The organism is Suilimivivens sp. (genome assembly GCF_037359455.1).
In the GTDB taxonomy this organism is placed as follows: Bacteria; Bacillota; Clostridia; order Lachnospirales; family Lachnospiraceae; genus Suilimivivens; species Suilimivivens aceti.
In genome coordinates this window covers 1-9127 of the sequence record NZ_JAXXXI010000040.1, presented here as the reverse complement: position 1 = coordinate 9127, position 9127 = coordinate 1, and the positions used below count along the sequence as shown (strand labels likewise).

At 46.7% G+C, this 9127-nt stretch carries 8 protein-coding genes; all 8 read left to right on the top strand.

Annotation, left to right across the window (positions count from 1 at the left end; genetic code table 11):
* Positions 1–116 precede the first annotated feature (116 nt).
* A complete protein-coding gene (gene purD / locus WJQ40_RS07625) occupies positions 117–1388 on the top strand; it encodes a phosphoribosylamine--glycine ligase (RefSeq protein ID WP_337539028.1) in 1272 nt (423 codons plus the stop codon).
* Positions 1389–1417: 29 nt separating this feature from the next.
* A complete protein-coding gene (locus WJQ40_RS07620; RefSeq protein ID WP_118798177.1) occupies positions 1418–1879 on the top strand; it encodes a hypothetical protein in 462 nt (153 codons plus the stop codon).
* A 20-nt stretch (positions 1880–1899) separates the two neighbouring features.
* On the top strand, positions 1900–3225 hold the full coding sequence (locus WJQ40_RS07615) for an SH3 domain-containing protein (RefSeq protein WP_337539030.1): 1326 nt from the start codon (positions 1900–1902) through the stop codon (positions 3223–3225).
* Between the two features lie 150 nt (positions 3226–3375).
* Positions 3376–3750: a GntR family transcriptional regulator gene (locus WJQ40_RS07610; protein ID WP_118798179.1), complete on the top strand. Its 375-nt coding sequence runs from the start codon at positions 3376–3378 to the stop codon at positions 3748–3750.
* Between the two features lies 1 nt (position 3751).
* Positions 3752–6190: an ATP-dependent Clp protease ATP-binding subunit gene (locus tag WJQ40_RS07605; protein ID WP_262574654.1), complete on the top strand. Its 2439-nt coding sequence runs from the start codon at positions 3752–3754 to the stop codon at positions 6188–6190.
* Positions 6191–6252: 62 nt separating this feature from the next.
* On the top strand, positions 6253–6666 hold the full coding sequence (locus WJQ40_RS07600) for an endosialidase (RefSeq protein WP_118798181.1): 414 nt from the start codon (positions 6253–6255) through the stop codon (positions 6664–6666).
* Between the two features lie 58 nt (positions 6667–6724).
* Positions 6725–8095, top strand: a complete 1371-nt coding sequence (radA, locus tag WJQ40_RS07595; RefSeq protein ID WP_118798182.1) for a DNA repair protein RadA — start codon at positions 6725–6727, stop codon at positions 8093–8095.
* Positions 8096–8223: 128 nt separating this feature from the next.
* A partial coding sequence (locus tag WJQ40_RS07590; RefSeq protein ID WP_337539026.1) for an LCP family protein occupies positions 8224–9127 on the top strand: 904 nt, incomplete at its 3' end.

The window sequence follows — 9127 nt, the reverse complement described above, 5'->3', positions numbered from 1 at the left end:
TCATATCGGGGCGGGTCCTAAGGTCTTTCACCCACTTATGAGCAAGCTCATGTGGGCTTAGACCTTTTGACCCTGGTATCATAGAATACGATTACATAGATTTCATGGAGGCGGATATGAAGGTTTTGATCGTTGGCGGCGGTGGCAGAGAACATGCGATCGCATACAGTGTTTCCAAAAGCAGAAAAGTAAGCAAGATCTATTGTGCACCGGGCAATGCCGGTATCGGCATGATCGCTGAGTGTGTTCCTATTGGAGCCATGGAGTTTGATAAGATTGCAGCATTTGCAAAAGAGAAAGAGATTGATCTGACGATCGTGGCAATGGATGATCCGCTGGTAGGCGGTCTGGTAGACAGACTGGAGGAAGCAGGTCTTCGGGCTTTCGGACCCAGGAAAAATGCGGCGATCCTGGAAGGAAGCAAGGCATTTTCCAAGGATCTTATGAAAAAGTACAATATTCCTACAGCAGCGTATGAGAATTTTGATGATCCGAAGGCAGCACTTGCCTATCTGGAAACAGCAGACTTTCCCATTGTCCTGAAAGCAGACGGACTGGCTCTTGGAAAGGGAGTTCTGATCTGCCAGGATCTTGACGAGGCGAAGGCCGGCGTTAAGGAGATCATGGAGGATAAGAAGTTTGGAAGTGCCGGAAACAGACTTGTCATTGAAGAATTTATGACAGGCCGTGAGGTATCGGTGCTTTCCTTTGTGGATGGAAAGAATATCCGGATCATGACAAGTGCACAGGATCACAAGAGAGCAGGAGACGGAGATACCGGATTAAATACCGGTGGTATGGGAACCTTTTCTCCCAGTCCCTTTTATACAGAAGAAGTGGACAGCTTCTGCCGTAAATATATTTATCAGCCTACTGTGGATGCCATGCTGGCTGAGGGCAGAGAGTTTAAAGGAGTGATCTTTTTTGGACTGATGCTGACGGAGAAGGGACCAAGGGTTCTGGAATATAATGCCAGATTTGGTGATCCGGAGGCACAGGTAGTGCTTCCCAGAATGAAAAATGATATCATAGAAGTGATGGAGGCCTGCATTGATGGCACATTGGATCAGATTGACCTGGAGTTTGAGGACAATGCAGCAGTCTGTGTGGTACTTGCATCTGATGGATATCCGGTCAAATATGAAAAAGGATTTGTGATCCAGGGTCTTGAGAAATTCGAAGGACAGGATTCTTATTTCTGCTTCCACGCAGGAACAGCCAAAACAGAAAAAGGGATTGTGACAAACGGAGGACGAGTCCTTGGTGTAACAGCAAAAGGGGCTGACCTGAAGGAAGCCAGAAAAAATGCATATGCTGCGACGGAATGGATTACTTTTGAAAACAAATATATGCGTCATGATATTGGAAAGGCAATTGATGAAGCCTGAGCATGTGGGAATGGAGAAGGTGACGTAAGATGGATATGAGACGTGCGATATTCAGCATGGGTGAGCTGCACAGGCCGTCCTACTGTGAAAAATGTGGCGGGGTTCTTGTTTACAAGGGACTTGGTGAATATGAATGTGAAGAATGTGGACATCAGGAATATGACGATTATGGAAAGGTACGTAATTATCTGGATGAGCATAAGGGAGCAAATGTAGCTGAGATATCAGATGCCACAGGTGTAACTCATAAGTCCATACGTGATATGATCAAGGATAACCGGTTTGAGATCATTAATAATGCCGGTGGTTATATACGATGTGAAATGTGCGGTGCTAATATCAGCAGCGGCAGATTATGCAGTAAATGTGAACAGCTGTATCACAGGCAGCTTGAGGAAGAAGCCCGCAGGATGAGAAAATCCGGTATTCAGGGAGGTAGTGAAGGCTTCCGTGAAGAAACCGGAGAGAGGCGCTTTATAAGAGAAAGATAAGGAGAAAAGAAGTGAAGGCAATGAAAGCTTTATTTCAGAAAGAAACCTGGATCAGAGGAATGCTTGGTGTGGCAGCTTTTATTATGGTTGTGTCACTGCAGACATTTACCAGTCTGGCAGCTTCGGGAAAGGTAGTGGCGGAAACTGCAAAGATCCGTTCTGAAGCAAGCACAAGCAGCTCAGTGGTAGGGAGCACAGTCAAGGGAAAGACGATCGATATTGTAGGAGCTGTAAAGGATTCTTCGGGAACCGTGTGGTATAAGGTGCCGAATGGTAATAACACCTATGGTTATATCCGTTCCGATCTGGTAGAGACATCAGATGATATTAAGGTAGAGGCAGCACCTGCGGCAACAACAGCAGCTGCCACAGAAAAGCCGGCAGATACCGTACCTACATCTATTGGTGAACAGGCGGCTACGGTTGCGGTTGAAAGTGCAAAGATACGTTCCGGTGCATCCACTTCGCATGATCCGGTAGCATCCCTTTCCAAAGGGGAAAGCATTACCCTGATTGGAGAAGCAACAGACAGCGCCGGAAAGAAATGGTATCAGATCCGTTTTACCAAGAATGGTTCTTCCAAGGAAGGCTATATCCGTTCTGACCTGATCACCATGGGAGCTTCTTCTGATGGAGCAGCAAATACAGATGGTTCACAGACAGATGGAACTGATACAGCAGATGCAGACGGATCTGAAGAAGCTTCTGCAGATGGAGAAAGCACAGAAATACCGGAAGAAACAGATACTGAAGAATCCCAGGAAGAAACCCCGGCAGAACCGGAACACAATGATTATGAAGTAGTATACAATGATGAAACCTACTGGCTTTATGATAATGTAAATGGCACCATGATGTCAGTAACGAACCTTCTTGACGTAGTAAATCAGACAGGAGCTGACAATGAAGCACTGCAGAAGCAGGTAACTACAGAAAAGATTATTATCATTGTTATGGCAGTGATCATGGTGATACTGATCGCAGCAGTGACTATTCTGATCTTTAAGCTGAAGGATGCCTACTATTACGAGGATTATGAGGATGAAGAGGATGAGCTCCAGGAAGAAGAGCCGGAGCCACCTGTCAGGAAGAAGAAAAAACAGAGCCGTGATCTGGATTATGAAGAAGAACCGGTTCCAGTAAAGAGGAAACGGACAAGGGAAAGAGAAGATTTTTATGAAGAAGAGGAAAGACCTGTCCGGAAAAAAACAAGACAGGAAGCAGATCTGACAGCGGCAGAGGAAAAGCGGCCTGTGAAAAAAACGTCAAGAAAGGCACAGAATTTTCTCGTAGATGATGATGAATTTGAATTTGAATTCCTGAATATGGATGACAAAGATCTGTAAATAAACTACGAAAGAGAAACGGGAGGAATAGCGGTGCTATTCCTCCCTGTTGTTACCGTGTGCCTCGCGGCGCACGTTGCTAAAGTGGAGCTGCCAGTGACAGATCCAGCAGAGAAGATTCAGGGGTAACTCATAAAGACAGGATAAGCTATGATTATAGAAATTGATTTTAACAGTACAGAAGCAATTTATATCCAGCTTCGGAATCAGATCGTATATGGGATCGCTACAGCCAGATTTAAAGAGGGGGATTCTCTTCCCTCTGTGCGGGCGCTTGCAGAAGAGATCGGCATTAACATGCATACGGTAAATAAGGCATATACTGTGCTGCGTCAGGAGGGCTTTGTCCAGATGGACAGAAGAAGAGGCGCAGTGATCGCAGTCAACGCAGATAAGCTGATGGCACTTGAGGAGATCGATACAGAACTGCATAAGCTTCTTGCCAAGGCAAGCTGCAGGGGCATCAGCAGAGATGAGATCCATGCCATGATCGACGATATCTATGAGGAATATGGAGGAATTTAAGATGCGTTCGAATTATACAGAAAAGGCGCAGAAAGCGCTGAAGCTGGCAGAAAAAACAGCTGCCAGGATCCATTCGGGCTATGTGGGGACGGAACATATTCTGGCAGGACTATTAAAGGAAGGAACCGGTGTGGCGGCAAGGGTTCTGACTGAAAACGGGGTAGAGGAAGAGCAGCTTCTTACCATGATCAAAGAACTGATCAGTCCGGATGCAGCTGTTGTTACAAAGGACAGAGAACAATATTCGCCAAAGGCAGAGGCCATTTTACAGGAGGCTGACAGACAGGCAGACCGTTTCCGAGCAGATAAGACAGGAACTGAGCATATCCTGCTGTCACTGCTCAAAGAGAGTGAATGTGTGGCAACAAGACTTCTCCGGACTATGGGTGCAGCCATACAGAAGCTGTATATTGATACGCTGGCAGCAATGGGTGAGGATCCTGCATTATATAAAGAGGATCTGGCGATGAAACAGAAGAACAAAAAAAGTGCTGCTACACTGGAGCAGTATAGCAGGGATCTGACTGCCCTGGCGAGAGATGGCAGGCTGGATCCTGTGATCGGAAGAGAACAGGAGATCCAGCGTGTGATCGAGATCCTGAGCAGAAGAAGCAAGAATAACCCCTGTCTGATCGGAGAACCCGGTGTCGGCAAGACAGCAGTGGTAGAAGGACTGGCACAGCGTATTGTGGCCGGGGAAGTACCTTTTACTGTGCAGAACAAGCGTCTTCTTACCATGGATCTTTCAGGAATGGTAGCCGGCTCCAAGTATCGTGGTGAGTTTGAAGAAAGGCTGAAAAGAGTGATCCATGAAGTGCAGGAGGAAGGAAATATTATCCTGTTTCTGGATGAGATGCATACTATTATCGGTGCGGGTGGTGCAGAGGGAGCCATTGATGCTTCCAATATCTTAAAGCCTTCACTGGCAAGAGGGGAATTGCAGCTGATCGGGGCAACTACAGTGGCGGAGTATCATAAATACGTGGAAAAGGATGCAGCACTTGAGAGAAGATTTCAGTCTGTCATGGTAGAGGAGCCTACTGTGCAGGAGGCAGAGCGGATCCTCAAGGGGATCGTCCACAAATATGAGGAGCATCACAAGGTGGTGATCACAGAAGAGGCGGTCAGAGCAGCGGTAGAGCTTTCAGAGAGATATATCAATGACAGAAATCTGCCGGATAAAGCGATTGATCTGATCGATGAGGCTTCAGCAGCAGTCAGGCTGAAGGCAACCCACGTTCCTGAAAAGCTGAAGAAAATGCAGGAGGAGCTTGCAGCATATGACAGAAAAGTGGAAGGCTTCCTGAAGAAAAGAGAGTTTGATCAGGCAGGAATATGCAGGGCAGAGCAGGAAAAGCTGATCCACAAATATGAGAAGGCCTGTGAGGCAAACAGGAAGAAACAGGAAAAGGATGAGCTTAAGGTAACAGAGAATGATATAGCTGAAGTTGTGGCGGCATGGACGAAGATCCCAGTGAAAAAACTGACAGAAACGGAGAGCGAAAGGCTGATGAAGCTGGAAAGCATCCTGCACAAGCGTGTGATCGGACAGGATGCAGCAGTCAGTGCCGTATCAAAAGCAATACGGAGGGGACGGGTCGGCCTGCAGGATCCGGAAAAACCGATCGGATCCTTCCTGTTCCTTGGCCCTACAGGTGTAGGAAAAACAGAACTCAGCAAGGCACTGGCAGAGGCTATGTTTGGATCGGAAAATGCCCTGATCCGTGTGGATATGTCAGAGTATATGGAAGGTCACTCTGTATCCAAGATGATAGGATCGCCCCCTGGATATGTGGGATTTGAAGAGGGAGGACAGCTCAGTGAGAAGATACGCAAGAATCCCTATTCAGTTGTATTGTTTGATGAGATCGAAAAGGCACATCCGGATGTATTTAATGTGCTTCTCCAGGTGCTCGATGATGGACATATCACCGATTCCAAGGGAAGGAAGGTCAGCTTTAAGAATACGGTTCTGATCATGACTTCAAATGCCGGGGCACAGCGCATCATTGCGCCAAAGAATCTGGGCTTTGGAGTGGCAGAAACTGAAAAACAGAACTATGACCGGATGAAGGAAGGGGTCATGGAGGAAGTCAGAAGACTGTTTAAACCGGAGTTTATCAACAGGATTGACGAGATCATGGTATTCCATCCGCTGACCAGAGTGGATATGGAAAAGATAACCACACTGCTGTTTCATGAGCTTTCTGCGAGATGCGAGAAGCAGCTTTCCATTCATCTGAGTGCATCAAGAGCACTGAAGGAGCATCTGGTAGAGAAATATGCGGACTACAAGATGGGAGCAAGGCCGTTAAAGCGTGCCGTGCAGCAGGTAGTGGAGGATGCACTTGCGGAGGAGCTTCTTTCAGGAAGGATCAAGGCCGGGGATACGGTATCTGCAGGTTATCGAAAAGGAAAAGTTGTTTTTGACGTTAAGTAAAAAATAGATTATACTAATGCTATCAACAATTAATACAAATGCATACAATGGAGGAAATAAGGATGGCTGTTGTGAAAGAGCTGATCCGGACAGAAGCGGATGGCAGCATAAGCTTTGGAAATCACAGGCTTGAAACCAAGCAGAAGGTTGAGGATTTTGAGCATGATGGTGATCAGTACAAGGTTAAGACATTTAAGACAATGACTAAGCTGGAAAGAAATGGTTTATTTGTATATGAGTCCGTACCGGGAACCAGTGTATTAAATTTCAGAGAAACCGAAAAAGGTGTCAGCTTCCTGGTGGAAGGAGACGAGGATGCACAGATCACAGTAGGTCTGATGGAAGATACCGAGTATGTAGTCTATGTGGACGATCAGAGTATTGGCGGTATGAAGACCAATCTGGGCGGCAAGCTGAATCTCAGTGTGGAGCTTGCAGGAGCAGGAGAAGTTAAGGTTGACATTGTAGCAAGATAAAGTAAAAGCCTTCTGGCCTACCGGTCAGGAGGTTTTTTTCAGAAAGGGAACAGGAAGCATGGCAAAAGCAAAAGGTACAGTTTTTTTCTGTCAGAACTGTGGATATGAGTCAGCAAAGTGGATGGGGCAGTGCCCGGGGTGCCGGGAGTGGAACACCTTTGTAGAAGAGACTGTGGTGACAGGAACTGGTAAGGGCAGTGGCAGAAAGACGGGAAATCCACATACAGCGGCAGAGCCGGAGACACTTTCGGATATTTCACTGTCGGAGGAAGAGAGGACAAGCTGTGGAATTCGGGAGCTTGACAGAGTTCTTGGCGGCGGTATCGTGGAGGGATCTCTGATCCTGGTAGGCGGTGATCCCGGAATCGGAAAGTCCACATTGCTTTTGCAGGTCTGCCAGAGGCTGGCAGCAGCAGGGAAAGAAGTGTTGTATGTATCCGGGGAGGAATCCCTGCGGCAGATCAAACTCAGGGCAGCGAGACTTGGCGAATTTACAGATCATCTGAAGCTGCTTTGTGAGACAGATCTGGATACTATTGAAGATGTCATTCAGAAAAAACGCCCACAGATCGTTATCATCGATTCTATACAGACCATGTCCATTGCTGAGGTATCTGCCGCACCGGGAAGTGTTTCCCAGGTAAGGGAGGCCACCGGTATCCTGCTGAAGCTGGCAAAGGGACTGAATATTTCTATTTTTATCGTAGGACATGTAACCAAGGAAGGAACCGTAGCAGGACCAAGGGTGCTTGAGCATATGGTGGATACTGTTCTTTATTTTGAAGGTGACAGACATGCCGCCTACCGGATCCTGCGTGGAGTAAAGAACCGGTTTGGCTCGACTAATGAGATCGGTGTGTTTGAGATGGAATCGGATGGACTTAAGGAGGTTACGAATCCGTCAAGGATGATGCTCAGCGGAAGACCGGAGGACGCCAGCGGGTCGGTTGTAACCTGTGCCATGGAGGGAACAAGACCGATCCTGATAGAGATCCAGGCACTTGTCTGCCACAGTAATTTTGGTATCCCGAGACGGCAGACCACAGGGACAGATTTTAACAGAGTGAATCTGCTGATGGCAGTGCTGGAAAAACGGCTTGGCCTGCAGCTTGGTAGCTGCGATGCCTATGTCAATATTGCCGGGGGAATCAAGATCATGGAACCGTCAATTGATCTTGGGATCGCCATGGCTGTGGTTTCCAGCTTTAAAAACCGGGCAGTGGATGGCAGCATCATAGCTATGGGAGAAATCGGACTGAGTGGTGAAGTGCGGGCTGTCAGTATGATCAAGGTACGTGTACAGGAAGCGAAAAAGCTGGGATTTACCTGCTGTATTGTACCTGGGGTATGCCGGGAAAGTCTGAAAGATATAGAGGGGATCAAAATTATTTATGTGGACAGTGTGAGTGAGGCTATGGATCTGATCTGAGGTAATTATTACGGCTTTGTAACATTTTTTTAAGAAAATATTCTTTTCTATTCAAATTTACGGACTCCTGTGATAAAATAGTAAGGTATGTTTGTCGAAAATTACGACAATTCACAAAGGAGCAGGGAATGGATAAGAAAAAATGGATAAAACATATACCGCTTTTTATATTGGAACTGGTAGTTCTGATCGCAGCAGCGGGTGCTTTATATGTAGTTCTCCGTACGACAGGAAAAAATGGTGTAAAGAAGGACAGGATCGATACAGAACATATTGCTGTCAATGAGGAAGTAAAGGAGAAGATACAGGAAGAGGAAAACGGAGAAGGCGAAGAGACGAAGACATATACAGGAGTTTATAATATTGCTTTTTTTGGAGTAGATGCCAGAGATGAGAACCTCGGCAAAGGAAATAACAGAAGTGATACCATTATGCTCTGTTCTATCGATATGGACAAACATGATGTGCGTCTGATCTCTATCTACAGAGATACCTATCTGAATCTTGGCAATGATACCTACAATAAATGCAATGCTGCCTATGCCAAGGGGGGACCGGAAATGGCTCTTGGCATGATCAATATGAATACCGATCTCTACGTGACAGATTACATAACCGTTGGTTTTGAAGGACTGATGGAGGCAGTGGATGCTCTTGGCGGTGTGGAGATCGATGTGAAGGAAAATGAGATCAGCCATCTGAACAATTATCAGATCAGCATGGCGGGAACGAGTGAAGACCAGAAAACCTTTACAGCGACAGCAGGTGTTGATTATGAACCGGTTACAGAACCGGGATTGCAGACACTGAATGGACTGCAGGCAACGGCATACTGCAGGATCCGTTATGTGGGTGATGATTTTGAACGTACCAAAAGACAGAGGGATGTGTTGATCGCCATGATGGAGAAGGCAAAGGGTGCCTCTGTGGGAACGCTTATGAGTGCCATGAATGCAGTGCTGCCTCATGTTGTTACCTCAATCGATGTGGAGGATATTGCTGCTGTCCTGAGCAAAGTAGGAGATTACAAGG